This window comes from Serratia sp. CY52157 (assembly GCF_052168495.1).
Lineage (GTDB): Bacteria > Pseudomonadota > Gammaproteobacteria > Enterobacterales > Enterobacteriaceae > Serratia > Serratia ureilytica.
Genome location: NZ_JBJNMO010000002.1, coordinates 69576 through 95904, shown reverse-complemented (window position 1 = coordinate 95904; position 26329 = coordinate 69576). Strand labels below are relative to the sequence as shown.

Sequence of the window (26329 nt, the reverse complement as noted above, 5' to 3'; positions counted from 1 at the left end):
TGATCATGAAATAAAGGATTTGCCCTGTTTCAGCACCAGATCGCAGGCTTTTTGCTTCACCTTCTCGGTGATCTGCGAGGTGCCCAGGCTGTTGAGATCCAGGCTCTTGCCTTCACCGGTCTGCAGCAAGCCACCCAGGCCCTGCTGATAATCCTGGCTCTTGGCGTTTTCAGTGCTGGTGATGCCCAGTTTGCTGAGCAACTGATCTTTCACCCCTTCGGCGCCGTTAGCCGACAGCACATTGTTTTTCACACAGTATTGCAGGATGCCGGCGGCGTTGGTCATGCTGCTGGAGCTTAACGCCTTGTCGCCGCCGTTCAGCAGGCCGGTCAACGAGGAGAGCGACATGCCGCCGCCGCTTTCGCCGCCAGACTTGCTCAGTTCGCCCGCCGCGCTGCTGAGAGAATCCATCAGACCGGCGGCCTGGGTGGCGCCGCTGGCCAGGGTCGCGGACAGCGCCAAAGCCAGCAGTAAACGATGTTTGGTGATCATAGTGATAAAACTCCTGTAAGAACGGCATGCAATCGGCGCAGCGCGCCGGGATACCTCTCCGACGCCGCCTGCGGCGACAAGTTCCTTTTATCTCGCCGCCGCGCCGTTTTTCGGAATTCAGGAAGTTTAGAACTGCCAGCGCAGCCAGGCGAAGAACACGTTGCCGTTGTTATAGGTGCCGGGAATGTAGGTCGCCTGGAACGTCAGCCGCTGATAGCCGATAGAAGCCAGCGGCAGCGGCGCCGGGATAGGGATATATTTCCAGTTATCGCGCGCGGTGACGCTGGCGGTGAAACCTAGCCCCAGGCGGAAATCCTTGTCATCCAACGGACGCCAGATCTTCTCGTAGGCGTAGCCGCCGATCGGCTCCCACTTGTTGAAGGAATCCTTGAACGCCATGATGTAGATGCCGTGCCAGTCACCGTCGCTGTCGTAGCGGGAGATGCCGTAACCGGCGCCCCACGGGCGCTCGTTGTACTTATCGATATGTTCGTCATCGTAAGTCCAACGGTTATGCCAGGTGATGGCCGGAATATAGAGATCGTGGTTCGGCGAATTGTTCCAGGTCTCCGACACGTTATGGGTAAAGCGCTGCCATAGACCCGGTTTTTCGGCCTGCGCGGTATTGCCACTTTCTGTACTAACCTCAGCGTAAGAAGGCAGTGCAGGAAATATCAACGCCAGAGAACATGCCAACAGAGTCCGTTTGAGAAACATGGTAAAGCTCCTGTAAAAATACGGCCGAAGATTTTTACCGATAGCCCAGGCAAGATCAAGCTGTATCCAATTTATCCAACGCCCGTTTCGCCTTGGTTAAGCTTAGCATCGGAAAATTCGCATTGGTTTATAACGGGTTGCACCGACATCTGCATGTTAGCGCCTTTCGGACGGCAAAACCGTGGGAAAAGTCCGCTTTGTCGTTCGCTACTCGCGGGCCAGGTGCTTGACCAACACATCGACATCGAGGCGGTTCACGAACGCCAGAGAATACGAGGAATAAAGGCCGAACAGGCGGTTTTGGTGCCCGACCACCACCAAATCGATGCCGGCCTGGTGAATAAAATCGCTCACGTCCTTAAAGCGGCGAATGGTAACGATCTGCTTCACCGCCACCGGCGCATCGACGGCGCGCACCAGCCGGCTCAGCATCGCCTTGGCGGCGATCACCTCCTGCGCCTGGCGATCCTTGATTAACGCATCGCTGCCGTACTCCAACTCGGCATAGTCGGCGTTCAGGTGGCCGACGGTGATGGCGACAGGCAGCCCATACACCATCGCCGCCGTTTGGCGCAGCAACGGCAACCCATCACGCTCGTCGTGGATCAGCACCAGCACACGTCGATAGCTTTTCATGGCTATTTCCCCCTCAGGCGAGCCCCGCTGGGACGCAGGCCCTTTGGTAGGTATACGCCATCCAGGCGCACGTAGAGAAAAGTTTACGTATCGGCTCCACGGAATGTGATGGTCGCCACGTTATATTAGCGCCCGTAACGACGCTTTTTTACGCCGGCCCGAGGCGGCGCGCATTGCAGCCCCGTAAAGTAAAACTGACAACACGACGCGAATAAAAAAGCGACATTGTTAATTTTTTGTTTTTGATTGGTTGCGCGATGGTTTCATGAAATAAGCGTGCGGCGGATCACCAAAATGCCCCTTTGCGCCGGCTTCTGCCTTTATTTACCAGCAAAGTAGCGTTACGCCACCCGATGGGATTTAACGCGGCGTCAAAAGTACCGGATGCTTCGCCCTGCATCATGATAAATGCCAATACGCCGCCATTTTTCTGTCGATATACCGCCAGGGAAAAATACCGCACTGTCCACCTGCATAATAACCACACTATTTATACATTATTCAATCGCGTAAAGCGCCGAATACAAACCGCCTATTCATCGGCTGCCACGCCTGTCTTGAACAAGCCGACACTTTAAATAACTGTTAATGCTAACGACACAACATCGCCAGCAATTTATTTTTGCTGATTTTCGCCTGACAAAATAAAGATAAATAATTCGGAGCAATCAATGAAAATAACTATCGGGTCATTCATTCTGCAACAGCTTCACGCCCTGAACGTCGATCGTATTTACGGCGTGCCCGGCGACTATAATCTCAGCCTGCTGGAGCTGCTGGAAAACGACGAGCGGCTGGCGTTTGTCGGCAACTGCAATGAATTGAACGCCTCCTACGCCGCCGACGGTTACGCCCGCATGAAAGGCGCCGGCGCGCTGATCGTCACCTACGGCGTCGGCGATCTGGCCGCGCTGTCCGGCATCGCCGGGGCCTATGCCGAATCTTCGCCGGTTATCTGCATCGCCGGCACGCCGCCGCTGCATGCGATGAAAAATCACCAGCTCTTGCACCATACCCTGGGCGATGGCAATTTCGACAACGTCATGAACTGCTTTAAACAATTCACCGTTGCGCAAGCCTTGATTACACCGGAAAATGCCGCACAAGAAATCCCACGCGTTATTTCCCGCGCCTGGATAGAGAAGAAACCGGTGTATTTACAGCTGCCGTCGGATATTTGCGATGTGGAAATTGAAATCGCCGCGGCGGCGACGGCACCGCAATTACCGGCCAGCGATAAATACAATGTGCAATTAGCGGCGATGGCGCTGTTAACCAAAATCAAACGCGCACAGCGCCCAATCATGTTGGTCGATCAAATGGTGGATCGCTACCAGTTGCAGCAGTTGGTCATCGCGGTCGCTCACCGCTTCGCCATTCCGCTGACCAATATGCCCACCGCCAAATGCATTATCCCGGAAAACACCGCCGGTTGGATGGGCGGCTACAGCGGCAATCTGTCGCGCCCCGAACTGTATGAACACATGGCCCACTCGGACTGCGTGCTGAGCTTCGGCGTGCGTTTGGTGGATTCCACCACCGGCTATTTCTCCCAGCACATTCCCGCCGCCGCTCAGGTGGACATCCAACCGTTCTCAATGAAGCTGGGCAACACCTCCTACCCGGCGGTGTCGACGGCGGATCTGCTGCAGGCGCTGTTGGATCTGAGCGAAGACGCGCCGGCGCAGCCCCTGACGCCGTTGGCCAGCCCGCATGAGAAGCTGGCGACGCCGAGCGACGCGCCTATCGACCAGGCCTATCTGTGGCGGCGCATCCAACGCTTCATCCGGGCGGATGACGTGGTGGTGGTGGAAAACGGCACCTCCGGCGCGGCCATCGGCGGCATGCGCATGCCGGACGGCGTCAAGGTGGTCAACCAACCGATTTGGGGCTCAATCGGCTATACCCTGCCGGCGCTGCTCGGCACCCTGATGGCGGCCCCTGAACGCCGCCACCTGCTGTTCATCGGCGACGGCTCTTTCCAGTTGACCGCGCAGGAAGTGTCCACCCTGCTGCGCTGCGAGCAAAAGCCGATCATCTTCCTGATCAATAACGACGGCTACACCATCGAACGCTATATCCTCGGCGAAAGCTCGTCCTACAACGACATCAGCCCGTGGGACTACGCCAAACTGCCGGCGGTGCTGAATACTCGATCGCAGCCGTTCAGCGTGGCGGTGGAAACCACGCAACAGCTGGAAATGGCCCTGGAACACGCCTCGCGGCAGGATAGGCTGGCGTTTATCGAGGTGAAAGTGCCGATGATGGACACGCCGCCGGTGATGAAAGAGTTCTGCAACCGTTGCAACAGCTTTAACTTCGGCCTGACCAACCCGCGCCGCAGCGCCTGATGCGCGATCGCGCCGCCGGTGACTCAGGCCACCGGCGGCGTTTTCTTTAGGGTTAACCGCCGGCGCGCGCCATGCAGCGCTGGCGGCGTTCATCCACCCGCTTGGCGAACCAGGCGGTAGTCAACTTACGGGTGATTTTCGGGCTTTCCAGTTGGATGCCCGGCAGCATCTCGCGCGGCAGCTTGCCGCCCGCCAGCGCATAGACCTTCTTATACAGGTCGGTATCGGCAAAGCCGGCCGTGTCGCCTTTCTCCAGCGCCCGGCGAATGGCGCTGTCGCTCATGTTCAGGCGCTTGCCGAGCGTGCGCACCGCCAGCTCGGTGGAGCCGGGCTTGTCGCTGCCAAAGTCGATCAGATCGCCGTCCAGCGCCAGCGGAATGGCGCTCGCCCGGCTGACCGCGTTTTGGAACGCCGCGTTGCGGCTGGCGTACCAGCCGGCGTTGAAGTCGGCAAAACGGTAAATTGGCCGGCTATAGTCGGCCGGGTACCCCAGCAAATGCATAATGCCGAAGTACATGCCGCCGCGTCGGCTGAAGACTTCGCGCCGAATCGAACCGTCAACCGGATAAGGATACCCTTTGGCATGCGCCTCGGCGAAGGCGACGCTCACCTGCATCGGGCCGCCGGTATGAACCGGGTTCAAATGACCGAACAGCTTCTGCCCCATCGGCACGCGGTCGATCATGTCATCGAAGATATCGCTCAGATCCTTTTCGGTGCGCACCTTATCCAGGCGCTCGCTGTAGCTCTGGCCGTTCGACGACGAGATCTTCAACGCGGTATGCACCAAAAAGTTCGGGATGTGCATCTGATCGGCGCGGCGGTCGATCTCTTTCCAGGCGATCTTCGGCAGCCCCGGCACCTGCGGGTTAGCCTGGAACGTCGACTCCTGTTCGGTGACCGCCAGCACCGAGCACAGGTTCTCATCGCTCGGCTCGATGCCCTGCGCGGCGAACGCGGCGGTGATATCGGTGGCCCAACCCTGACGATCGCCGGCATTGGCCGGGATCAGCGTCATCAGTCGCGCTTTGACATCGGCGGGGCGCGCCGCCGGCGAGGTGGTGGTGGTTTTGCTGGTACAACCCGCCAGCGCCAGCAGCGCGGCCAGGCTCAGCAAACGGAGAGGCTTCGGGTGGCATAAGCGGCGTATCGGCATCTTTTCCCTGAACGTGATGACATGAACAGCACTGAAATTAGCCCAGCCGCCGCGCACAATCCAGTATAAAGATCTCGCCGCGCCTTTCCTTCAGGCTGCTATGTTCAAACGATCGATAAAGATGTATTTTATATACATCATATAAATCACTTTGCTTGCCCAGCCAGAGGAGTCCCCTATGGAGCAGCAGTTGCTTTGCTATAAAACCCTGCCGGAATGGAACAGCGAAACGCTGCCGGAAGCCTTTCGTCAGCGCCACAACACCCAGAGCGGCACCTGGGCGAAGCTCACCGTGCTGAGCGGCAGCCTGACGTTCGCCATGATGACCGAAGACGGCGCCACCACCGAGACCTGGCAGTTCAGCCCAGAAAGCCAGCCGCCGTTTATCGCGCCGCAGCAGTGGCACCGCATCGTTTCCTTCTCGGCCGACATGACCTGCCGGCTGGCGTTTTACTGCACGCCGGAAGATTACTACCACAAGAAATACGAACTGACGCGCACTCACTCCGAAGTGGTTGAGGCGGCGGCGCGCATCGCGCCGGGCAAAGCGCTGGATCTGGGCTGCGGCGGCGGGCGCAATTCGCTCTACCTCAATCTGAAAGGTTTCGATGTCACCGCCTGGGACAAGCATGCGCCGTCGATAGCCCGCCTCAACCAGATCATCGACGCCGAGCAATTAACCCGCCTGAGCGCCGGGGTGCAGGATCTCAACACCCACCGCTTCAGCGGCGAATACGACTTTATCCTGTCCACCGTGGTCTTGATGTTCCTCGAGCGGCAACAGATCCCGCATATCGTGCAAGACATGCAGGACAGCACCCTGCGCGGCGGCCATAACCTGATCGTGGCGGCGATGGATACCGAGGATTATCCCTGCCCGCTGCCGTTCCCGTTTACCTTCCGGCCGGGTGAGCTGAAGCATTATTATCGCGGCTGGGAGATCCTCAAATACAACGAAGACGTCGGCCAACTGCACAAGACCGACGCCGCCGGCAACCGTATCTCGCTGCGCTTCGCCACCCTGCTGGCGTGCAAGCTATAGCGCGTCGTGAAAGATAATCCCCAGCGTGTGGCGTTGGCCGGCGCGTATTCGGCTGACGCCGTGGCGCAGATTGACCCGATAACAGCCTTTCACTCCCTCCACCGGCCGGTGATGCACGGCGAACACCACCGCGTCGCCCTGTTGCAGCGGCACCACCTCCGCCCGGCTCTGCATCCGCGGCCGCTGTTCGGTCAGCACGAACTCGCCGCCGGTGAAGTCCTGCTCGGGGGCGGAGAGCAGAAACGCCACCTGCAGCGGAAACACTCGTTCGCCGTACAGGTCCTGATGCAGACAGTTGTAATCCCCCGTTTCGTAGCGCAACAGCAGCGGCGTCGGCCGCCGCTGGCCGGCCCGGTGGCATTCCGCCAGGTAGACCTCATGTTCGGCGGGATAGCGCGCCGCCAGCCCCAACAAGGCGTTCCAGCGGTTGGCCACCGGCGCCAGCCGCGCATACATCAGGCTGCGCGCTTCGGCCACCGGCGGCGGCAGCGGATAGGCGAAATAGCGGTACTCGCCGCGGCCAAAACCGTGCTTCGCCATCACGATACGGCTGCGAAAATGCGCATCCTGCGGGTAGAGCGCCGAAAGCTCGCGGCACAGGTCTTGGCTGAGCACGCCCGGCAGACGCGCGCAGCCCTGCGCATCGAGTTCACGTTCAATTGCTGCCCAGTCCAATTCGGCCAGCCGGGTCGCCAGCGCGCCGCTCATCGCTGCGCCTCTTTTTCCAGCAACGCTTTCTTGCGATCGACGCCCCAGCGGTAGCCGGACAACGTGCCGTCGTTGCGCACCACCCGGTGGCAGGGGATCGCCACCGCCAGCATGTTGGCGGCGCAGGCGCCGGCTACCGCGCGCACCGCTTTGGGCGCCCCAATGCGCCGAGCGATATCGGCATAGCTGACGGTTTCGCCGACCGGTATCGCCTGCAGCGCCCGCCAAACCCGCTGTTGAAACACGGTGCCGCGAATATCCAGCGGCAGCGCCAACCCGTTCTCCGGCGCTTCAATCAGGCCCACCACCTGCGCCATCAGCGCTTCATACTGCGCGTCGCCGCCGATCAGCTCGGCGTTGGGGAATTTGTCCTGCAGATCCTGCACCAGCTGCTGCGCATCGTCCCCCAGCAGAATGGCGCAGATGCCCACCTCGCTCTGGGCCGCCAGGATCTCGCCCAGCGAACAGCGCCCGACGGCGAAATGGATGCGCATGCCTTTGCCGCCCGCCCGATAGGCCTTCGGCGTCATGCCCAACGCGGCGTTGGCCTGCTGGTAGAAGCGGCCGTTGGCGCCATAACCGGCGTCGAAGATCGCGTCGGTCACCGTTTCCCGCTGCGTAAGACCGGCGCGTAAGCGTTGGCTGCGCTGCGCGTCGGCGTAGCCTTTCGGCGTCAGGCCGGTGATCGCTTTGAACAGCCGGTGGAAATGGTATTGGCTCAACCCGACGTGGCGCGCCAGCGTCTGCAGCGACGGCGCTTTTTCCGCCTGCTCGATATAGCGGCAGGCCTCCGCTATCTGCCGCGCATGCTGTTCCGTCAGCGGCGTCAGCCCCTGCCGGCAGCGTTTACAGGGCCGATAGCCAGCCGCCTCCGCCTGCTCCGCGTCGTCAAACAGCTCCACGTTTTGCCGATTCGGTTGGCGTGACGGGCAGGAAGGCGAGCAATACACGCCGGTGGTTTTCACCGCGTAGATAAAGCGGCCGTCGGCGTGCTTGTCGCGGCTGACAATCGCCAGCCAGCGCGGATCGGCGCTGTCGATTACGTTTTTCATCATCCGTTCCTCACTGCGGTTTCGATGTTAACCAGCATAGTGACGGGCCGTTGGCGAAACACGCCGACTCTTGCTTTTTAATTCGTCGCCGACGTTTTCAACAATCTTTCGACAATTTTTAACCAACAACATGAAGTTTATTACGTTGCCAACCCGGTTGCACGGCGTTAGGATCGCGGCCGGCCACGGGCGTGGCCAGTGTTTCTGCCTGTTAGTTGCGCGCATGGAGAGGTTATTGTGTTAGAGAGTTTTGGCGTCCTGAATTTATGGACCTATTTGGCCGGGGTGGTCTTCATCATCATTCTGCCGGGGCCGAATACGCTGTACGTGCTGAAAACCGGCATATCGCGCGGCGTGCGCGCCGGCTATACCGCGGCGCTGGGCGTGTTTATCGGCGATGCGATCCTGATCTTTTGCGCCTATATCGGCGTGGCTTCGCTGATCCGCACCACGCCGTTCCTGTTTACCCTGGTGCGTTTTCTCGGCGCGATTTACCTGCTGTTCCTTGGCGCAAAAATCCTCTACGCCACCTTCGTGCAGAAGGCGCAGGCGCAACAGCAGCAAATTGAAGGTGGCCACAGCATTCTGCGTAAATCGCTGACGCTGAGCCTGACCAACCCGAAAGCTATTCTGTTTTACGTGTCGTTCTTCGTGCAGTTCATCGATTTCAACTACGCGCACACCGGGCTGTCGTTCACCATTCTGGCGCTGATCCTCGAAGCCGTCAGCTTTATCTACATGAGCACGCTGATCTTCTCCGGCGCGATGCTGGCGCATTTCTTCAACCACAAGAAAGGCCTGGCGAAGCTCGGCAACGGCCTGATCGGCCTGCTGTTCCTCGGTTTCGCCACCCGTCTGGCGACCCTGAGTTCGTAATCCTTCCCGGCCGGCGCCCGCCGGCCGCAGTTTACTGTTCCGTCACGGCAAAATGACACGCAGGACAAATCGAATGTCAGGCAGAGCAAAGCCGCCGCTTTACCGCTGATCTAGACTCTCAGGGTTAACGATAACCTGATGAATCTGATCGGAGGATGTATGTCTGACAATACCGTAGCCGTGCTGGATAGCGTGTCGCGTTTTCTCGATCGTCAGCATGGGCTGTATATCGACGGCCAGTGGCGCGCGTCCGCCGCGGAAGGCCGCCTGGCGGTGTATAACCCCGCCAATGGGCAGCAAATCGCCACCACTGCCGACGCCAACGAACACGACGTGGCGCAGGCGGTGCAGTCCGCTCACAAAGCCTTCAGCGAAGGCGTCTGGGCGCAGTGTCTGCCGGTCGAGCGCGAACGCATCCTGCTGCGCTTCGCCGATCTGGTGGAGCAGCACGCCGAAGAGCTGGCGCAGCTCGAAACCCTGGAGCAGGGTAAATCCATCAACATCGCCCGCGCTTTCGAAGTCGGCAGCACCCTGAACTGGATGCGTTACACCGCCGGGCTGGCGACCAAAATCACCGGTCAGACGCTGGACGTGTCCATTCCGATGCCGCCGGGCGCCAAATATCAGGTTTATACCCGCAAAGAACCGATCGGCGTCGTCGCCGGCATCGTGCCCTGGAACTTCCCGCTGATGATCGGCATGTGGAAAGTGATGCCGGCGCTGGCGGCGGGCTGCTCCATCGTCATCAAGCCGTCGGAAACCACCCCGCTCACCCTGCTGCGCATCGCCGAACTGGCGAGCGAAGCCGGCGTGCCGCCGGGCGTGTTCAACGTGGTCACCGGGCGCGGCACCGTGTGCGGCAAGGCGCTGACCGAACATCCGCTGATCGCCAAAGTCAGCTTTACCGGCTCCACGCCGGTGGGCAAAAGCATCGCGCGCGCGGCGGCGGATCGCCTGACCCGCGTGACGCTGGAGCTGGGCGGTAAAAACCCGGCCATCGTGCTGCAAGATGCCGATCCGCAGCAGGTGATCGAAGGCCTGATGCTCGGCAGCTTCCTCAACCAGGGGCAGGTGTGTGCCGCCAGCTCGCGAATTTATATCGAAGCGCCGATTTACGATCGGTTGGTGGCCGGATTCGAACAGGCGGTGAAATCGCTGTCGGTCGGGCCGGGGATGGATACCGGGGCGCAAATCAACCCGCTAGTGTCGCTCGCGCACCGCAACAAGGTGGCGGCCTACCTGGACGACGCCCGGGCGAAAAACGCCGAGCTTATCGGCGGCGCGGCCGGACCGGACGCCAACGGCTTCTACATTCCGCCGACGCTGGTGATCAACCCGGATGACCGGCTGAACCTGACGCGCGAGGAAGTGTTCGGCCCGGTGGTCAACCTGATCCGGGTGGCGAGCGCCGAAGAGGCACTGAGCAAAGCCAACGACACCGACTTCGGGCTGACCGCCAGCCTGTGGACCACCAGCCTGCAAAAGGCGATGGCGTTTACGCCGCGCATTCAGGCCGGCACCGTGTGGGTCAACACCCATACGTTGATCGACCCGAACATGCCGTTCGGCGGGTTCAAACAGTCGGGCAGCGGCCGTGATTTCGGCCCGGATTGGCTGGATGCCTACACCGAGTCGAAATCGGTCTGCATCCGCTATTGAGTGCAGCGGCGCGGGCCTGGCCCGCGCCCTGACTTACTGATACTGCCGACGGTACTCGCTCGGCGACATGCCGAAACGCTGCTTGAAAGCGGTCGAGAAATGGCTGTGATCGGCAAAGCCCCAGTCAAGGCCAATGCCGGCCAGCTTTTCCTGCCCGGCGGCGCTGCGCAGCGCCTGCGCGCACAGATCCAACCTGCGGTTCCTGATGTACTGCGCCACCACCAGCCCCTGACGGGCGAACAGCCGATACAGGCTGCGTAACGATACCCCCAGCTCGTCCGCTACCCACTCAGGACGCAACTGCGCCGACTGAATATGCCTGTCGATGAGCGCCAGCGCCTTGTCAAAGACCGGGTGTTGCCCCTCCGGCCGCGCCTGTTCGAGCGCCAGAGCCGGGCGCAGCAGCGCCGCCAGCGCATTCAGCACCGCCTCGCTTTCCGCCGCGGCGAGCTGAGGATCCTGCATGCTGCTCAGCACCAGCTGGCGGCTGAGGCGCACCGCGCTCAGCTCCGCCCCCAGACGCTGCGCGCAAGGCGGCGGCAGCGGCAGGCAGCCGCGCGGCAGTAGCAAAGAGATTTGGCGCGAATCGCGCTGGAAGGTGAAGCTGCTGGGCTGTGAGGCGTCGATCAGCGTCATGTCGCCGGGAGAGAGCATCGTTTGGCGATCGCCCTGCTCCATCAACGCGCTGCCGCGCAGCTGGAAGACGGTAAAAAAGTGCGCGCCGTCGCTGCGGGCGATTTCACGCGGCGTGCGATACAGCCGGGCCTGGGCCACGTCGACCACGCTCAGACGCAGCGCATGGGCGCGGAACTCCTGCATCGCCCCGCTGAAACCCGGCCCCAGCGTTTTCGCGCAGAACCTGCCGCAGGCGGTGTTGATTTTGCCCAGCCACTCTTCGAAGCCGGCGTCGCGGAGCGTTGCCAATGCCGTCATGATCTCTCCCTTCAAACGCCGGCGGCGCTGCGCCGTTGAACAGAAAATCACCATAACAATCCGTTAACACACAATCAATGGCGAGCGGGGGATTTGGCGCCGCGATCACAGATCATCGGGTGCCGAAGGGAGAACCACCTTAAGGCTGTTTGTCCAACAGGTAACGCACCACCGCCGCGTACTCTTTGGCGTAGCCTTCAACACTGGTGGCGGCCATGCCGGCATTGTCTATCTTGTATTGGCCAGCCACGTAGAACGACGGGGTGCCGCGCACGTCAAACGCTTTCACCGCTTCATTCTGCTTGGCGATCAACCCTTTGACCAGCAGGCTGTGGCGCGCGTTTTCATAGGTGGCGGCATCGATGCCGGCCGCCGTGAACACCCGCTGTATATCGTCGGCGCTGTTGACGGCGCGCTGTTTTTGCACCGCGTCGAACATCGCCCCTTCAATCTTGTCTTCCACGCCCAGCACCGTCGCCACCGCCCAGGCTTCGGTCAGCGCATTGCCCAGTTTGCCCATCAGGCTGACGTGATATTTGGTGACTTTCTCGCCCGCGGGCAGCGCCTGCGCCACGGTACTGCCCACACGGTAAGTTTCGGCGAACTGATAACAAGGGCCGCAGTAGAAGGAGAAGAACTCCACCACCGCCGGCGCGGCGGCCACCGGCTTATCCAGCCGGGTGTATTGCTCGCCCGCGCGGTAATCCGCGGCCTGAACCGCGGGCAGCGCCAACATCAATACGACGGCGGCGGCGAACGAACGCTTAACTTTTGCCAACATAAACACTCCTGGTTTCATCTATGAACATCGTCCTTAGCGGCGGTTTTTATAATCAAATAACCGCCAGAAGACCAGTTTTTATTACCTTCTATTTGTGAGGGATTATGTTCAGCGCCCTTCGTAACCGTCCCAGTACGCGCCCACCGCTTCCTGCGAGAACACCTGGCGGCGTTTAGGGTTGTCGGAGCCGCTGTAAGTGCGGTTGATGAAAATGGTTTTGTGTTCCATGTTCTGCTGGAATTCCGGGCTGGCCAGATAGTCAGCCTTTTTCTGCGCCTCGCTGCGCGCCACGCCTGCCGCGCGATCCTTTTTCCCCAGCTGGTAGAACTGTTCGAACATCGGCACGGCGTTCTTAATACTGCCGTTCACATCGGTGCGGAATTGCGGATCGAAATCGTCGCGGGTTTGATAAATGTAGTGCTTGGCGTGCCGCTCGGCGCTGCTGAGGTGATGGGTGCAGGCGCTGAGCGCCAACAGCGGCAACAACAGCGCCGCGCTTTTCAGTCTTTTCATGTCGTCTGTCCCTGTCAGTGAGGAAGGTTCCTTTAGCGCCAAGAGCATAGCGCCGGCCCCCGGCGAACGTCAAACGACAAAACGCGCATCACATTGTTTTATATTAATATTATATACATTGATTGGTATTCATTGCCTGAAACACTATGCTTTAACAGACAGGATAAACACTCACCGACAGCGAGGCGGCCAATGAAACCGATCGACAAAAGCGTGGGAGAGTACGACCTCACGGCGGAAAAAAAAGCGGGCATGATCACCGGCACCATCCGCGGCGAACTGCCGGACAGCGACGCCAACCTGCCGCTGCTGCCCTTCTCCGGCACCTTCGCCGGCCCGAGCGTGGCCGAAGCCATCGCCGATATTCAGCAGCAGTTCCCCGACATCGAACCGGCGATTATCGACGATTTGCGCGAGGAACTGCTAAAGGCCGGATTCTAATCCGGATCGCAATGCCGCACGAACGGGCTGTACACCGGCGCGCCGGGCTTCAGCGCCAGATCGGCGTCAAAATCTTCATTGCGGTTGAAGGGCACCGCCGGCCAGGCGGAAAACGCGTTCAAACCGTCCCGGTACGCCTGCGTCACCTGCGCCAAAGCGGCGTTTTGCGCCTGCAGAGCCTCGCCCGCCAACCCGCCGCGCACGCCATAGACCAGGAACGGCTCCAGCACGCTAAAGCCGATATAGTGCAACGCATGCATGATGGGCCACAGCATCAGCCGCATATCGCCGTCGCGCCCGTTCGGCGCGCAGGCCTGTGCGGAAGCGCCGGCGGTGACGGTCAGCAGCGCCCGTTTGCCGCGCATTACGCCGTTCTCATGGCGGTGGCGGCTGTCGTAGATCCCGCCGTAAACGAACACCCGATCCATCCAGCCCTTGATGATAGCCGGCGCGCCGAACCACCAGAAAGGAAACTGCAGCACCAGCGTATCCGCCCAGTGCAGCAGCTCGATATGCCGCCGGATCTCCGCCGGCAGCGCCTGAGTCGTCCAGTGATGGCGCTGCTCCTGCATCGCATCAAATCTGTCCGCCTGCTTTCTGCTGGGGTAATGGCCGGCGCCCTCGCGCGGATCAAATCCCTCCTGATACAGATCGACCGTCTTCACCTGATGCCCCTGCGCCAGGCAGGCCTGCCGCGCCTGTTCGGCCAAATGAGCATTGAAGGAATGCGGCTCGGGGTGAGCCAGCACAATCAGCACGTTCATCCTGTTTCTCCCGTTGTAAGGTGGTGCTGCTATGCTGTGGCTTTATCGCACCCTTGGCAATTACGCACCTGAAGGTAACCCCCAATGGCTTATCCCGGCGACGTCTATTCGAGCAAGTGCTCCGCGCGCGATGCGCTGGCGCTGATCTCCGGCAAGTGGGTGATGTTGATCCTGCCTGCGCTGGCGCAGCGCCCGATGCGCAACGGCGAACTGCTGCGCCGCATCGACGGCATTTCGCAGAAGGTGCTGACGCAAACGCTGCGCCAGCTGGAACGCAACGGGCTGCTTGAACGGCTGGATTTCAGTGAAAAAAATCAGGCGCATGTGGAATATCGGCTCAGCGCCGTCGCCTGCTCGCTGGTCGAGACGCTGACGGCGCTGGACCGCTGGGCGGAATACCATTTCCCCGAGCTGGACGCCGCTCGCGAGCGCTATGATGCCGACCACAAGCGCGAGAGCGAGTAAAGCGGTTTGGCAAGCAACGTCCGGCGCACAGAATGCGCAGGTGAGACGCTTGTTCCCGGTCTCGCCATCCGTTATCTATAGTTAATTCAATTCGCCGGTAACGGCCCACTCCACCTGAGGATCTTGCCTTGACGTTTTTAAAACACCCAATCGCCGCGCTGGTGCTGGCTGGCTGCGGCCTGCTGTCGGCGGGCGGCGCGCTGGCCGCTTCCGATGCGCTGGTGTACTGCACCGTTGCCTCGCCGGAATCGTTCAACCCGCAGCTCTCCAGCTCCGGGCCGACCTTTATCGCCACCTCGCAGGTGCTGTACAACCGCTTGGTGACGCTGCGCGAAAGCGATAAAACGCCCGCCCCGTCGCTGGCCACCGAGTGGAGCGTCAGCCCGGACGGCAAGACCTACACCTTTACCCTGCGCCAGGGGGTAAAATTCAACAGCAACAAATACTTCACCCCAACGCGCGACTTCAACGCCGAAGACGTGGTGTTCACCGTGATGCGGCAGAAGGATCCGGCCAACCCGTATCACAAGGTCTCCGGCGGCAACTATGAATACTTCACCGACATGGGTCTGGATAAGCTGATCACCAAGGTGGAAGCGGTGGACGAACACCACGTGCGCTTCACGCTGAGCCAGCCCAACGCCGCCTTCGTCGCCGACTGGGCGATGGATTTCGCCTCGATCCTGTCCGCCGAGTACGCCGACGCGATGCTGAAAAAGGGCACGCCGGAATACGTCGACAACTGGCCGATCGGCACCGGCCCGTTTGCGCTGCAGCAGTACAAGCAGGATTCGCTAATCCGCTACATCGCCAACCCGCACTACTGGCAGGGCGAAGTGGCCAGCAAGCACCTCATCTTCTCCATCACGCCGGATCCGCAGACCCGGCTGGCCAAGCTGAAAACCAACGAATGCCAGATCATCCCCGCGCCGCTGCCGGAACAGTTCGCCGCCATCAAGGCCGACGGCAACCTGCAGCTGCACGACATTACCGGGCTGAACGTCGGCTATCTGGCGTTCAACACCCAGAAAAAACCGTTCGACAACCTGCTGGTGCGTCAGGCGCTGAGCTACGCGGTGGACAAGAAAGCGATCGTCGCCGCGGTGTTCAAAGACAGCGGCACGCCGGCCAATTCGCTGCTGCCGCCGGGCATGCTGGGCTACAACGATAAACTGCCGGAGTACGCCTACGATCCGCAGAAGGCGCGCGAGCTGCTGAAGCAGGCCGGGCTGGAGCAGGGCTTTGAGACCGACATCTGGTCGATGCCGGTACAGCGCCCTTACAACCCGAACTCGAAGCGCATCGCCGAGATGATCCAAAGCGACTGGGCGAAGGTGGGCGTGAAGGCCAAGATTGTCACCTGGGAGTGGGGCCAGTATCTGGCCGGGCTGCGCAAAGGCGAGCAGCAGAGCGCACTGTACGGCTGGGTCTCGGACAACGGCGATCCGGACAACTTCGCCACCCTGCTCGGCTGCGCCGGCGTGCAGAGCGGCGCCAACGTGGCGCGCTGGTGCGATAAGGATTATGACAGCCTGATCCAGCAGGCGATCCAGGAGAACCAGCCGCAGGCGCGCGCCAAGCTGTACCAACAGGCGCAGGTGATCTTCGCCAAACAGGCGCCGTGGCTGCCGCTGGCCACCGGCAAAGTATTCTACGCCACCCGCAGCAACCTGAGCGGCTACGTGGTGGACGTGAACGGCAGCGATTTCGCCAAGGCCAAATTGAACTGATCCCAGGCGCCGCAGCGAGGGCTGCGGCGTAATCCGCTTCATCGCTTAATAAGCTGCCAGCCTCGGAAACTGTCGTCCATTAGCTTCTCAACTTACGATGCCCCTCTACCGCCTGGCGCATACCCCACTAAACCAATCGCTTAATAAGTGAGTTGAGCCTGGCGTTTTGCCTAAATTGCGCGCACGCGCTTTCCTCCGATGTAACATTTCGTTACCATCGGCGCATAGACCCTTTAACATCAAAAGGTAACCCGGTGCAGAACACCTATATGCCGTGGCAAATTCGCCTGCACTGGCTGGTGGCGATCCTGCTGGTCATCACCTGCGTCACCATCGAGCTGCGGGGCTTTGCCGAACCGGGCAGCGCACCGTGGTACGCGCTGGTTATCACCCACTTCAGCAGCGGCGTGACGGTGTTTGCGCTGATGCTGGCCCGCCTGCTCCTGCGCTGGCGCCGCCCCTCGCCCGCCATCGCGCCCAAACCGCCGAAGTGGCAAACCGGCCTGGCGCACCTGACGCATACCCTGATTTATCTGCTGCTGCTGACGCTGCCGGTGCTGGGGGTGTATTCGCGCTATCTGGGCGGCAAGGAGTGGTATCTGTTCGGCCTGTCGATGCCGTTCACCGACGTGGCCGATCGGCCGCAGGCGCGGATGATTATCGGCTGGCATAAAACGCTGGCCTCATTCGGCTACTGGCTGATCGGCCTGCATGCCGCCGCCGCGCTGTTCCATCACTACATCGTCAAGGACAATACGCTGGTGCGCATGCTGCCATTGATGAAAAAACGCTGAATACCCGGCGCCAGGGATGACTTTTCGGGCCACGCCCGCTGACAGGGAATGACATGCAAACCCAATTTTTTAATGTGACCGTCGAACAATGCGCCTGCCAGCAGACGGCGCCCGACAACCTGGTGAGGATCATCGCCTCCGGCCAGACGTTCTTTTTTTACCGTGACGACTTCAGCGACAGCGAAAATCTGCTGGCCACGCTCGCCACCGGCGATCGGGTGAAGATTGGCGCTCACCGCCTGCGTGACGGCAGCTACTGGCTGCACTGGCTGCTGCACGGCACGAAAGGCCGGCTGGAACCCGACAGAACGCTTAAATACAAGCTGAAATATTTCGCCCTGCTGGTGCTGGGCGCGGCGCTGGCCGGTGGCTTCCCGGCCGCCTTTTTCATCATGGACCGGGAAGACTCCTGGCTGACCATCGTCCTGTTCTTTATCGCCATCATCGCCGGCCTCATCGGCATCGGCATGGTGCTGTTCGTCGGTTCAGAGCTCTTGCTGATCGGGCATCGCGGCCGCAGGCGCCTGCTCAGGGCGCTGGATCGCGTGCTGCTGGGGCAAGACGTCACGCCGCCCGATTCGCTCAGCCTGAAAATCCCCGGCATCAGATACCGGGCCGTCCGCAAAGACGCCGTGCCGACGACCGCACCGCTGCAGACCGCACTTCCCCTTCCTGACGGCGTCGAGGCCTCCGGCATCGAGACGGTCAACGCCCTGAGCTACGAACTTCGCCACTATGAGATCCCGCGGCAGGTGCAGTATTTGGACACTTACGCGTGGCGTCAGAACGAGACGCACTTCGCGGTGACGACCCGCGCGCTCAACGTCCCCACGACCAAACTGCATCCGGTATTTCGTCGGCAGCATCCGCTTTTCATCGCTAAGGGCGATCCGCTGCAGGTGTTGTACTGCGAGAACGACACCGTCCCCGAGTTGCCTACGGTGCGTGGGATCATCAATCATCGCGACCGCCAGACCTATCTCATCGGCGGCAATCGCTACTTCACCGAAGCCGGCCTTAACCTGAGCGCGCGTGTCGTTTTCATCCTGGGCGCGATCATGATGTGTTTGATGCTCGGTCTGATCGTGTGGGATAACGCCGATACCCCAGCGGGCTTTTACCTGGATGCCTGGACCCTGAAGCGCCTCGGCAGTGAGTTGCCGCCGATTCTGCTGCTGATGATGCTGATGGTCAGCGGCCTGGCGCTGCTGATCGAGGGCTTCGCCCAGATCTGCCGCCTCTACGCTTTTGAGCAGCACCGCACGTTTAAGACGTTCAAATACCTGCGCAATCTGCGCCGCAGGCTATGGCGGCAGGAACAGGTGACGGAGCTGAAATGATGACGCTAGCGCTTTATAAAAGACCCCTTATTATCCTGACGCTGTTTTTGGCCAGCGCGCTGGGCGTCTATTTCCTCGCCCCTGAACAACGCTATGCGCAGTGGCAATGGACCCAGAGCGACGAGGCGTTGCCGACAATAGCCCGTTACGATCTCATCCACAGCTACCCGGCGCAGAACGGCGCTCTGCTGCTCATCAGCAAAAGAAGTGAGACCAGCGCCTACAACAGCTTCTACGGCTGGGCGGCCAACTATCTCAGCCAGGTGTTATTCACCGGCCCGAAGGGGTTGCAGATGCTGGGGCAACTCGACGAATCAATCTACGATGCGGTTTGCGTCGAGCAGGAGTGCATGCTTTTTCTGTCCAAAGGGCGCCGGCTGGTCGATGTGCAACGGGGCACCATCGGGGCGCTGATCCCCTGGCCGGAGGGCGACGACAATCTGCCTTCCTTTATCGGCGGCAAACTGGTGGCGCTGTCGGGAAAGCGCGCGCTGTATTTCATCAGCACCGAAGGCGTATTCTACAGCCCGGACTTTGGCGCCCATTGGCGGCAGACGCTGGATCTGCCGGCGCTGTTGGATGAGCGACAGCTGCTGGGCTTTGAGCGCGGCGAGGAGGAGTCACCGACGGCTTACGCCTCCGGTAAGCGCAAATCCATGCCCGAGATCTTTACCGCCGTTGATGGCGATCGCGTGCTGTTTTGGATGAACCCGGTGCTCGGTTCCGGCGCCTTGCACATTGCCGTTAACGGCAAAACCGGCGAGGTGGCCGAACTGCATTGGCTAACGGTGCGCGTCAAGGAAAGCGCGCAGGCGCCGGATGGCGGCATCTACCTGATCGCCCAAACGCTGGACAGAGGACTGTATCAGCTTCTGCGTTATCAATCCGACGGGCAGTTGGCGGTGCTGTTGGAAAACGGCGATAAATCGCTGTATCAGCTGTGGGCGGGCAACGACAAGCTGGTCGCCCAAACGGATAACGGCGATGCGCGCCTTTCGCTGATTTTCGATCTGCGTTCATCCGAAGTGCGCTACCGACAGCCGTTGGAGTACCGCTACAACGGGCGCGACGACGCACGCCAAACCGTGATCGAACCGGAAAGCCACTATGGCGATGACGGGGAGACCCCGGCGCTGCCCTACTTCGTTCGCTATCGATCCACCACGCCATGAACATGAGGAACCTGCCATGCTGTTAGGCTATGGCGCCGGCGCCGCGGGGCTGGTGGCGCTGTTGTTGGCGCTGCTGCCCACCGGCATCCTGCTCGCCTGGTGGGGCTGGCGCTACGCCGCCGCCCGCTGCGGCCGCCCGCGGCCGCCGCTTTCCTGGCTCGGCTTTCTGCTGGCCTCGGCGCTGGCGGTCTATCCGGTGGCGTGCGTGCTGATGCTTATCGGCATCGCCATCCAGGATATCAAGAGCCAGCGGGCGGAAGAACGCTGGAATCGGCGCAGCTACCTGACGCTCGACGAGGCAAAACCGTTCGGTGAAATCACGCTGCCGAAAGGCAGTTGGGTGAACCGCCAGGAACCACGCCAGCCCGGCACCGAAGACAGCCCCATCACGATGGACGGCGTGACTGCCGTGCGTTTTCCTCAGCCACAGAGCGTGGCCGGCGTGCCGATCATCGCCTTCGAGGTTTTACCGCCGGTGATGGAGCTGGCAGGTGCGCATACCTTCACCCGTCCAACCGGCCAAACGGTGCACTGCGAAGCCGGTTGGCTGGTCTCTTTCTCTTTACCGCCGGATAAGCCGACCCCGCAGTGGGAGGAGTGGCAGGCCGGGCTGCCTGCGGCGGCGTTTCGGCCCAGCGACTGGATCTTTAGGGAGTGCTTCTCCGGCAGCCCGATCGCGGTGCTGACCATGCACAACGGCGAAGTCAGGGTGCTGCCTTAAGCCTTACGCCGTGGCGTTGGGCAAGCGCACGGTCACGCGGTTGTTGGCCGTTGGCAACTGCAGCGGCGTTTCCTGCCAACTTACCGCGATAACCAATACCGGCGGGGCCGGCACGCGCGGCTCACGCCCGCCTGGCCCCACGCTGTAGGCATCCCATTCAATCACAAACACCCCGCCGTCTTGCGGCTCGACCCGCTCGACGAAAAAGGTGGTGTCCGAACCGCGACCGCCCGCCGGTTTATGCGCATAAGAGAGCAGGCTGAACCACTCGCCGGCGAAGTAGAGATGGTATAGGCCATCGACGATATGCTCGCCGCGGAACTGGCAGCCGCCGACGCTCAAACCGTCACCCGACGGGGATCCCGCCACGCGTTCGAGATCGCGCACGAAGCGATCGGTCGGCCTGTTATCCAACAACAGTTCATAAGGCGGCGTGTGCAGCAGCGCGGCAGGATCGTCCGCCTGGCGCAGATCCGCCGGCAACATCGAGCGCGCCGCCAGCACGCGGCCGCTGGGCAACGTGATCTCCAGCCGATCCGCCGGATCCGCTACCCACTGCGGCACCCACAGACCGCGCACAAGGTGCAACGGCGTGGCCTCCACCTGCCGACACGTCGCCCGCAGCCGCACCAGCGCCTCAGCGGAACCGGCGGCCAAGGCTCCCAGCTCGCGATCGGTCAACGCAGGCAACGCATACAGCGCCCGGGCGGCGGGCTCGTATACCGTCAGTTCCTCTCCCTCGCGGCTGCGGGTCGGTATCAGGCGCAGCTTGCCATCGTCCACGTCCTGCGGCGCGGCGCAAGCGCCATGCACAATCGCCCCGTCGCGCAGCAGCAGCGTCCAAAAGCTGGGGCCGCCCATGCCCAGTTCCCCCACGCCGCCAATCTGCCGGTCGCTGTCGCCGGCGTGCACCATCTCAATCGGCTGCGAACGCCAGTCGGTCTTGCGCCACTCTGCCGCTTCTTCAGGTTCTTGCCCGCTTTTAGCGGCATGCTTCGCCCATTGCAGCACGGCAAACAGCGCGATGCACAGCACACCCCAAACCGGGTGATCCTGCCAAATCAATAACCAACCGACGATCAAAAGCGCCCAAGCGGCCATGGCGATATCCTTTTCGAAGAGAAAACCGCCTGATTCTAGCTCAGGCGGTTAGTGGGGTTGAAGCCTATGCCATGAATAATTAGCCGTTAAATAGAAAGGTAATAATTTCAGCGTTATTTCTGTGACTATGAAGATCACATAAATAACGCTTTACCGAGTGGTCCCAGCGTAAAAACATAACTCTCTGTATCTCAATAAATATTTATTGCTCGATTAAAAAACAGAAAGCGTAAAGAGAAAAAAATCGCAATAATTTGTACATATTCTAAACATTGACTATGTTTAGACATACTATTTATATGCAGGAAAAATACCGAATAAAAAATCAGAACGACGTTTAAAAAATTAACACAACCTTGCTTGCCGCGAGGAAGAAATACTCTTTTCCAGCAATATTCCGAGGATATTTTATCTCCACGGAACGGGTCACTTTGCGTTTTATCAGGCCAATAGGCTACACACCGCAATTAATATCATTATTAGCATTCCGGAGACCGACAATGAAAATCGTTACGGGCATTATCCTTACCTCTGTAGCCTCCTTCAGCGGCACGGCTTACGCGGCCGATGCACAACCTACCACCGGCAACGCGGAAGTGATGCTGGAACACGTGCACGCCGTGATGGAAAACGGCAGCCCGGCGCCGCAGCACGACGCCGCCTGCCAAAAAGAACTTTCCATGCCGGAATCGAAATATATGGGCATGAAGGTCAAAACCGATTACACCATCAACAGCAGCACCATGATGATGTCGGCCAAGTCGATGTTCCCATCGCCGGATTCCATGAAACCCATGGAGCTGACGGTCGATCTCTCTGCGCTGGGCCTGGCGGATATCTATGCTTTCGGCGCCTTTAAACCGGCTGCACTACCGCAGGCCTATATTTATTTCACCATCGACAAGGATTTTAAAAATCCGGTCAGCACCTTTATGATCATTAACCAAGGCAAGCAATATAACTGTGTGATCTCCAGCTCGAATAAAATGATGAGCAAAGAGATGCGCGGCAAGATGATGATGAAGAAACAGTAACGGAATGAAAAACGGCGCTTCCCGCAACAGGAAGCGCCGTCAGAAAAGCCTTAAATCAGACCAGGATTGTATTTCTGGTTGAATTTCTCTTCCGATTGGAACAGATAAATAATGCCTTCGATAAAGCCGACAATCGATGGGATCCCCGTCCAGCAGAACAGCAGGTAGAACAGCCCCCACCACTTCATCCCTAAGTAAAACTTGTGAATGCCCAGTCCGCCCAGGAAGATGGCCAACAGGGCCGCCGCGAGCTTGTCTTTTCTGCTCATAGTTCACTTCTCCTAACTTCTCACCGAACCACCGGCATGCCTAAAAACGGATGCCGCTCCACAGAGCGCCGCATCGCAATGCTTGAGGAGGAAAACATTCATCCATCAAGGCTCAACAGGGGTAATTATAACAGTGATTAATTAAACGGTTGTTTAACCGGAGAAAGGGTAAGCAGAGGGAGTATGGAGAGGAGATGGTGCCGATAATAGGAATGAAATAAAAAAATAACATACTGTTTTAAATAACATTTAATTAAAAATACACCCAAATATACACTTATATATACAATCGTCCCTGCACCGTCCCGTAGCATCTAAGTTAAAACAACTCCGATGCTTAACCTGGCGCATAAAAGATTTATAGGAAAACTGTGCGCACTATTCATTATCGATTTTCTTATTTTAATTCAATAAATTAACAAATGCACAGTTACCGTATCACTATGTACCACAGTACACTGAGGGGTAAACAGTATGAACTTCAAGCAAAAACAGGTTTAACCCGTTTTAAGAGTACTTGTAGTCATGATATTGGCCGTTCTCCGCCGATGGGATGCTTTAGCATTGCTATGTACACCATGATCACCACCTTGAGCCATATGTACAATATGGTTGCATACTCATGCACATGTACTTGCACACGTCAATGATAACGCGCGGGTACCATCTCTCATTGACACCCTATATAGGCCATTGTATAAAACCCCGCCTCAGTAATGAGTTTCATTTTCATTCAAAAAACACCCCGGATTTTCGAAAACGATTTTAATGAAGGATAGCTAATGAAAAAGGTCATCTGCGCGTTGGGTATAGCGTTTGCCTCGGTCAGTTCTGCTCTGGCAACCACCTATCCTTTAACCATCGAAAACTGTGGGTATAAAGAGACATTTTCCCAAGCACCTGAACGCGTGGTGGCGCTGGGGCAAAATACCGTTGAGATTTTGCTCCTGCTGAACCTGCAAAACAAGGTAATCGCCAGTGCATTTTGGCCGACCAAAGTCTTGCCGCAGTTGGCTGAACAGAATGCAAAAATCAAGACGCTGACGGTAGAAATCCCTACGCTTGAATCCGTGCTTGCACAGAATCCAGACTTCGTAGCTGCTCAATTACCGCTGTTGCTGGGGCCTGAAAGCAAGGTCGCCAAACGTGAAGATCTGGTGACCCTGGGCGTGAACAGCTATGTGTCACCGGGCATGTGCGCCACCAAAAAAGCCATCGGCGACATGTATGGCAGCCGGCAGAAGTTGTGGGATATGGCCTATCTCTATAAAGAAATTGCCGATCTCGCCAACATTTTTAACGTTGAAGATCGCGGCCGGGCCGTTATTGCCGATTTCAAAAAGCGTGAGGCGAACCTGCGCCGGGAGTTCGGTAAAAACAAACAGGATCTCTCCTTTGTCTTTTGGTTCTCGAGCTCATCCCCTTCAGCTGACGCCTATGTAGGGGGGAAAAACAGCGCATCCGGATTTATCGCCAATGTGCTGGGCGGACACAACGCCATCACTTCCGAGACAGAGTGGCCGACGGTAAGTTGGGAAAGTATTATCGCGGCGAATCCGGATGTAATCGTGGTCTCCAGTCTGGATCGTAATCGTTGGGGGCTGGACAACGCGGCGGAAAAAATCAAATTCCTAAAAAGCGACCCGGCCGTCAGCCAACTGGACGCAGTGAAAAAAGGTCATATCGTGGTGATGGACGGCCAGGCGATGAACCCGACAATCAGGACGCTCTACGGTGCGGAACAGGTGGGCGAACAACTCAGAAAACTGGGACTGAACTGATGACGACCGCCGTTCTTCAGCCTCGCAAGGGGCTGTTTCGGAGCTTCACGATCTTGCTCGCCATGGTGCTGTTATTCCTGGTGATCGCGATTGGCGTGAGCGTGGGGGAGCTTTCGATCCCGCTGCAAAGCGTCTTTTATGCCATCAGTAATAAAATGGGGCTGACTGAAATGCCGCTCAGCCGAATCCAGGAAAGCGTGATTTGGGACTTCCGTCTGAGCCGTGCACTGGTGGCAGCATGCAGCGGCGCAGGGTTAGCCATTTGCGGCGCCGTTTTGCAAAGCTTGCTGAAGAATGCGCTGGCCGAGCCTTATGTACTCGGCGTTTCTGCCGGGGCATCGACGGGAGCGGTTTCCGTTGTGGTTATGGACATAGGCACCGGAGCCGTCTCTCTTTCTGCGGGTGCTTTTGCCGGGGCATTTGCCGCTTTTGCCTTTGTCGCTTTTCTGACCAACGGCGCGCGCGGCGGAAATGAACGCACTATTCTGGCAGGCGTTGCGGCTTCCCAGCTCTTCAATGCGATTACCGCTTACACCATCAGCACGTCGGCTAGCGCGCAGCAGGCGCGTGATGTGATGTTCTGGTTGTTGGGCAGCTTCAGCGGCGTACGATGGCCTGAATTCCAGCTGGTGCTGGCGGTGGTAGCGATAGGGCTTGCCGTATGCCTTTACTATTCCCGGGCATTGGATGCATTTACTTTCGGTGATGATGCCGCCGCATCGCTCGGTATCGCGGTGCCCTGGGTGCGTCTGACTCTTTTTACCGTCACCGCACTCATCACCGCGACCATCGTCAGTATGGCGGGCTCTATCGGCTTTGTGGGACTGGTGGTTCCGCATGTGATGCGTTTCTTTTTTGGCCCGCTGCACCGGACGTTGCTGATTGCCAGCGCGTTGGCGGGGGCTATCCTGATGGTGCTGGCCGACATTGCCTCTCGTCTGCTGATTGCGCCGCAAACTCTGCCGGTCGGCGTGGTGACTGCGCTGGTCGGGGTGCCTTTCTTTGCCGTGATTATTTACCGTTCAAGGAATAAGTGATGAGCATATCCGCTGACAATATTACCTGGAAGGTAGGTAAAAAGGTCATCGTCAATGGCGTCTCGCTGAGCGTTTCTCGCGGTGAAACCGTGGGGCTGCTTGGCCCCAATGGTTGCGGTAAATCTTCGCTTTTGCGCATCCTAGCGGGCCTGCGGCGCCCGGATGCCGGCCGCGTGACGCTGGATGGGCAAGACATTGCCCGTATCGCCAAAAAGCGGCTTGCCCGCCGGGTAGCTTTCGTTGAGCAGCATGGCATGACTGAGGCCAACATGCGCGTTCGCGACGTGGTCAAACTCGGGCGTATTCCACATCACTCCGCTTTTTCGAACTGGAGCGCGCACGATGATGAAACCGTCACCGCCGCCCTGCAAAGAGTGGACATGCTGGAAAAAAGCGCTCAAGGTTGGCTGAGTCTCTCCGGTGGGGAGCGCCAGCGGGTGCACATTGCCCGTGCGCTGGCGCAGACGCCCAGCGAGATCCTGCTGGATGAACCGACCAACCATCTGGACATTCACCATCAAATGCAGCTCATGCAGTTGATCAGCGAGTTGCCCGTCACCAGCATTGTGGCCATTCACGATCTCAATCACGCTGCGATGTTCTGTGATTCGCTGATTGTGATGCAGGGCGGGCAAATCATCGCCACCGGGACCCCCGAGGCTATTTTGTCGGAAGCACTGCTCTGGGACGTCTTTAGGGTGAAAACGAAAATTGAGATCTCCCGCTTCCATGGTAAAAAGCACATCCATTTTATCGTTTAGGAT

27 protein-coding genes are annotated in these 26329 nt (G+C 59.1%); 15 read left to right on the top strand and 12 right to left on the bottom strand.

Annotation, left to right across the window (positions count from 1 at the left end; translation table 11 throughout):
- Positions 1–3: 3 nt before the first annotated feature.
- From ACJ8IP_RS10150 to ACJ8IP_RS10140, 3 genes are all read right to left on the bottom strand, one after another.
- Complete coding sequence (locus ACJ8IP_RS10150; RefSeq protein ID WP_033642008.1) at positions 4–492, bottom strand: DUF2501 domain-containing protein; 489 nt, start codon at positions 490–492, stop codon at positions 4–6.
- Positions 493–618: 126 nt separating this feature from the next.
- Positions 619–1209: a lipid IV(A) palmitoyltransferase PagP gene (pagP, locus tag ACJ8IP_RS10145; protein ID WP_033642007.1), complete on the bottom strand. Its 591-nt coding sequence runs from the start codon at positions 1207–1209 to the stop codon at positions 619–621.
- Positions 1210–1416: 207 nt separating this feature from the next.
- A complete protein-coding gene (locus ACJ8IP_RS10140) occupies positions 1417–1845 on the bottom strand; it encodes a universal stress protein (protein WP_216474010.1) in 429 nt (142 codons plus the stop codon).
- Between the two features lie 671 nt (positions 1846–2516).
- Here ACJ8IP_RS10140 and ACJ8IP_RS10135 point away from each other — a divergent pair.
- Positions 2517–4196, top strand: a complete 1680-nt coding sequence (locus ACJ8IP_RS10135) for an alpha-keto acid decarboxylase family protein (protein WP_123061408.1) — start codon at positions 2517–2519, stop codon at positions 4194–4196.
- 52 nt (positions 4197–4248) lie between these two features.
- Here ACJ8IP_RS10135 and ACJ8IP_RS10130 read toward each other — a convergent pair whose 3' ends face one another.
- On the bottom strand, positions 4249–5352 hold the full coding sequence (locus ACJ8IP_RS10130; protein ID WP_042783757.1) for a DUF1615 domain-containing protein: 1104 nt from the start codon (positions 5350–5352) through the stop codon (positions 4249–4251).
- A 178-nt stretch (positions 5353–5530) separates the two neighbouring features.
- Here ACJ8IP_RS10130 and tehB point away from each other — a divergent pair, with 178 nt between their 5' ends.
- The gene (tehB, locus tag ACJ8IP_RS10125) at positions 5531–6394 is read left to right on the top strand and encodes an SAM-dependent methyltransferase TehB (protein ID WP_442524390.1); all 864 of its coding nucleotides are present in this window, start codon (positions 5531–5533) and stop codon (positions 6392–6394) included.
- On the opposite strand, the gene ACJ8IP_RS10120 is transcribed toward tehB, so the two are convergent.
- Both ACJ8IP_RS10120 and ada read right to left on the bottom strand, forming a co-directional pair.
- Positions 6389–7102 carry a 2OG-Fe(II) oxygenase gene (locus ACJ8IP_RS10120; protein WP_197801154.1) on the bottom strand — a complete coding sequence of 238 codons (714 nt, stop codon included), beginning with the start codon at positions 7100–7102 and terminating at the stop codon, positions 6389–6391. The genes tehB and ACJ8IP_RS10120 overlap by 6 nt on opposite strands.
- A complete protein-coding gene (gene ada, locus ACJ8IP_RS10115; RefSeq protein ID WP_164107240.1) occupies positions 7099–8154 on the bottom strand; it encodes a bifunctional DNA-binding transcriptional regulator/O6-methylguanine-DNA methyltransferase Ada in 1056 nt (351 codons plus the stop codon). Before ada ends, ACJ8IP_RS10120 begins: the two co-directional genes overlap by 4 nt.
- Before the next feature lie 237 nt (positions 8155–8391).
- Here ada and leuE point away from each other — a divergent pair, with 237 nt between their 5' ends.
- Positions 8392–9030 (top strand): leucine efflux protein LeuE, encoded by a 639-nt coding sequence (gene leuE / locus ACJ8IP_RS10110; protein WP_004940625.1) that lies wholly within the window; start codon positions 8392–8394, stop codon positions 9028–9030.
- 159 nt (positions 9031–9189) lie between these two features.
- Positions 9190–10689, top strand: coding sequence for an aldehyde dehydrogenase family protein (locus tag ACJ8IP_RS10105; protein ID WP_164107216.1), 1500 nt, complete (start codon positions 9190–9192; stop codon positions 10687–10689).
- A 33-nt stretch (positions 10690–10722) separates the two neighbouring features.
- On the opposite strand, the gene feaR is transcribed toward ACJ8IP_RS10105, so the two are convergent.
- From feaR to ACJ8IP_RS10090, 3 genes are all read right to left on the bottom strand, one after another.
- Positions 10723–11622, bottom strand: a complete 900-nt coding sequence (feaR, locus tag ACJ8IP_RS10100) for a transcriptional regulator FeaR (RefSeq protein ID WP_164107217.1) — start codon at positions 11620–11622, stop codon at positions 10723–10725.
- A 139-nt stretch (positions 11623–11761) separates the two neighbouring features.
- Positions 11762–12403 (bottom strand): DsbA family protein, encoded by a 642-nt coding sequence (locus ACJ8IP_RS10095; RefSeq protein ID WP_033651040.1) that lies wholly within the window; start codon positions 12401–12403, stop codon positions 11762–11764.
- Between the two features lie 108 nt (positions 12404–12511).
- Positions 12512–12916, bottom strand: a complete 405-nt coding sequence (locus tag ACJ8IP_RS10090) for an Exc2 family lipoprotein (RefSeq protein ID WP_042783751.1) — start codon at positions 12914–12916, stop codon at positions 12512–12514.
- A gap of 192 nt (positions 12917–13108) precedes the next feature.
- Here ACJ8IP_RS10090 and ACJ8IP_RS10085 point away from each other — a divergent pair, with 192 nt between their 5' ends.
- Complete coding sequence (locus ACJ8IP_RS10085; RefSeq protein WP_004940639.1) at positions 13109–13357, top strand: hypothetical protein; 249 nt, start codon at positions 13109–13111, stop codon at positions 13355–13357.
- Here the strand turns inward: ACJ8IP_RS10085 and ACJ8IP_RS10080 are convergent.
- Positions 13354–14121 (bottom strand): NAD(P)H-dependent oxidoreductase, encoded by a 768-nt coding sequence (locus ACJ8IP_RS10080; protein WP_033651038.1) that lies wholly within the window; start codon positions 14119–14121, stop codon positions 13354–13356. The genes ACJ8IP_RS10085 and ACJ8IP_RS10080 overlap by 4 nt on opposite strands.
- A gap of 84 nt (positions 14122–14205) precedes the next feature.
- On the opposite strand from ACJ8IP_RS10080, the gene ACJ8IP_RS10075 reads away from it, so the two are divergent.
- The 6 genes from ACJ8IP_RS10075 (at position 14206) to ACJ8IP_RS10050 (ending at position 20343) form a co-directional block, all read left to right on the top strand.
- A complete protein-coding gene (locus ACJ8IP_RS10075; RefSeq protein ID WP_042783750.1) occupies positions 14206–14586 on the top strand; it encodes a winged helix-turn-helix transcriptional regulator in 381 nt (126 codons plus the stop codon).
- 128 nt (positions 14587–14714) lie between these two features.
- Positions 14715–16316: an ABC transporter substrate-binding protein gene (locus ACJ8IP_RS10070; RefSeq protein ID WP_042783749.1), complete on the top strand. Its 1602-nt coding sequence runs from the start codon at positions 14715–14717 to the stop codon at positions 16314–16316.
- A gap of 269 nt (positions 16317–16585) precedes the next feature.
- Entirely contained in the window at positions 16586–17110 is a 525-nt protein-coding gene (gene cybB, locus ACJ8IP_RS10065) for a cytochrome b561 (protein WP_442524429.1), read from the top strand.
- Between the two features lie 53 nt (positions 17111–17163).
- Positions 17164–18450: a hypothetical protein gene (locus ACJ8IP_RS10060; RefSeq protein WP_042783748.1), complete on the top strand. Its 1287-nt coding sequence runs from the start codon at positions 17164–17166 to the stop codon at positions 18448–18450.
- Entirely contained in the window at positions 18447–19622 is a 1176-nt protein-coding gene (locus tag ACJ8IP_RS10055) for a hypothetical protein (RefSeq protein WP_164107220.1), read from the top strand. The genes ACJ8IP_RS10060 and ACJ8IP_RS10055 overlap by 4 nt, the downstream gene beginning before the upstream one ends.
- 16 nt (positions 19623–19638) lie before the next feature.
- Positions 19639–20343 (top strand): hypothetical protein, encoded by a 705-nt coding sequence (locus tag ACJ8IP_RS10050; RefSeq protein WP_164107221.1) that lies wholly within the window; start codon positions 19639–19641, stop codon positions 20341–20343.
- A gap of 3 nt (positions 20344–20346) precedes the next feature.
- Here the strand turns inward: ACJ8IP_RS10050 and ACJ8IP_RS10045 are convergent, their stop codons facing one another.
- Positions 20347–21444 carry a hypothetical protein gene (locus ACJ8IP_RS10045; RefSeq protein WP_164107222.1) on the bottom strand — a complete coding sequence of 366 codons (1098 nt, stop codon included), beginning with the start codon at positions 21442–21444 and terminating at the stop codon, positions 20347–20349.
- Between the two features lie 500 nt (positions 21445–21944).
- Between ACJ8IP_RS10045 and ACJ8IP_RS10040 the strand changes: the two genes are divergently transcribed.
- Positions 21945–22478, top strand: coding sequence for a hypothetical protein (locus ACJ8IP_RS10040; RefSeq protein ID WP_164107223.1), 534 nt, complete (start codon positions 21945–21947; stop codon positions 22476–22478).
- A gap of 50 nt (positions 22479–22528) precedes the next feature.
- Here ACJ8IP_RS10040 and ACJ8IP_RS10035 read toward each other — a convergent pair whose 3' ends face one another.
- Positions 22529–22747 carry a TM2 domain-containing protein gene (locus ACJ8IP_RS10035; RefSeq protein WP_033641985.1) on the bottom strand — a complete coding sequence of 73 codons (219 nt, stop codon included), beginning with the start codon at positions 22745–22747 and terminating at the stop codon, positions 22529–22531.
- A gap of 782 nt (positions 22748–23529) precedes the next feature.
- On the opposite strand from ACJ8IP_RS10035, the gene ACJ8IP_RS10030 reads away from it, so the two are divergent.
- Genes ACJ8IP_RS10030 through ACJ8IP_RS10020 form a run of 3 tightly spaced genes read left to right on the top strand, consistent with a single transcriptional unit; the run spans position 23530 to position 26326 of the window.
- Positions 23530–24528, top strand: coding sequence for an ABC transporter substrate-binding protein (locus ACJ8IP_RS10030; protein WP_089191227.1), 999 nt, complete (start codon positions 23530–23532; stop codon positions 24526–24528).
- A complete protein-coding gene (locus ACJ8IP_RS10025) occupies positions 24528–25565 on the top strand; it encodes a FecCD family ABC transporter permease (protein WP_442524389.1) in 1038 nt (345 codons plus the stop codon). Before ACJ8IP_RS10030 ends, ACJ8IP_RS10025 begins: the two co-directional genes overlap by 1 nt.
- The gene (locus ACJ8IP_RS10020) at positions 25565–26326 is read left to right on the top strand and encodes an ABC transporter ATP-binding protein (RefSeq protein ID WP_048326492.1); all 762 of its coding nucleotides are present in this window, start codon (positions 25565–25567) and stop codon (positions 26324–26326) included. The genes ACJ8IP_RS10025 and ACJ8IP_RS10020 overlap by 1 nt, the downstream gene beginning before the upstream one ends.
- Positions 26327–26329: the final 3 nt, after the last annotated feature.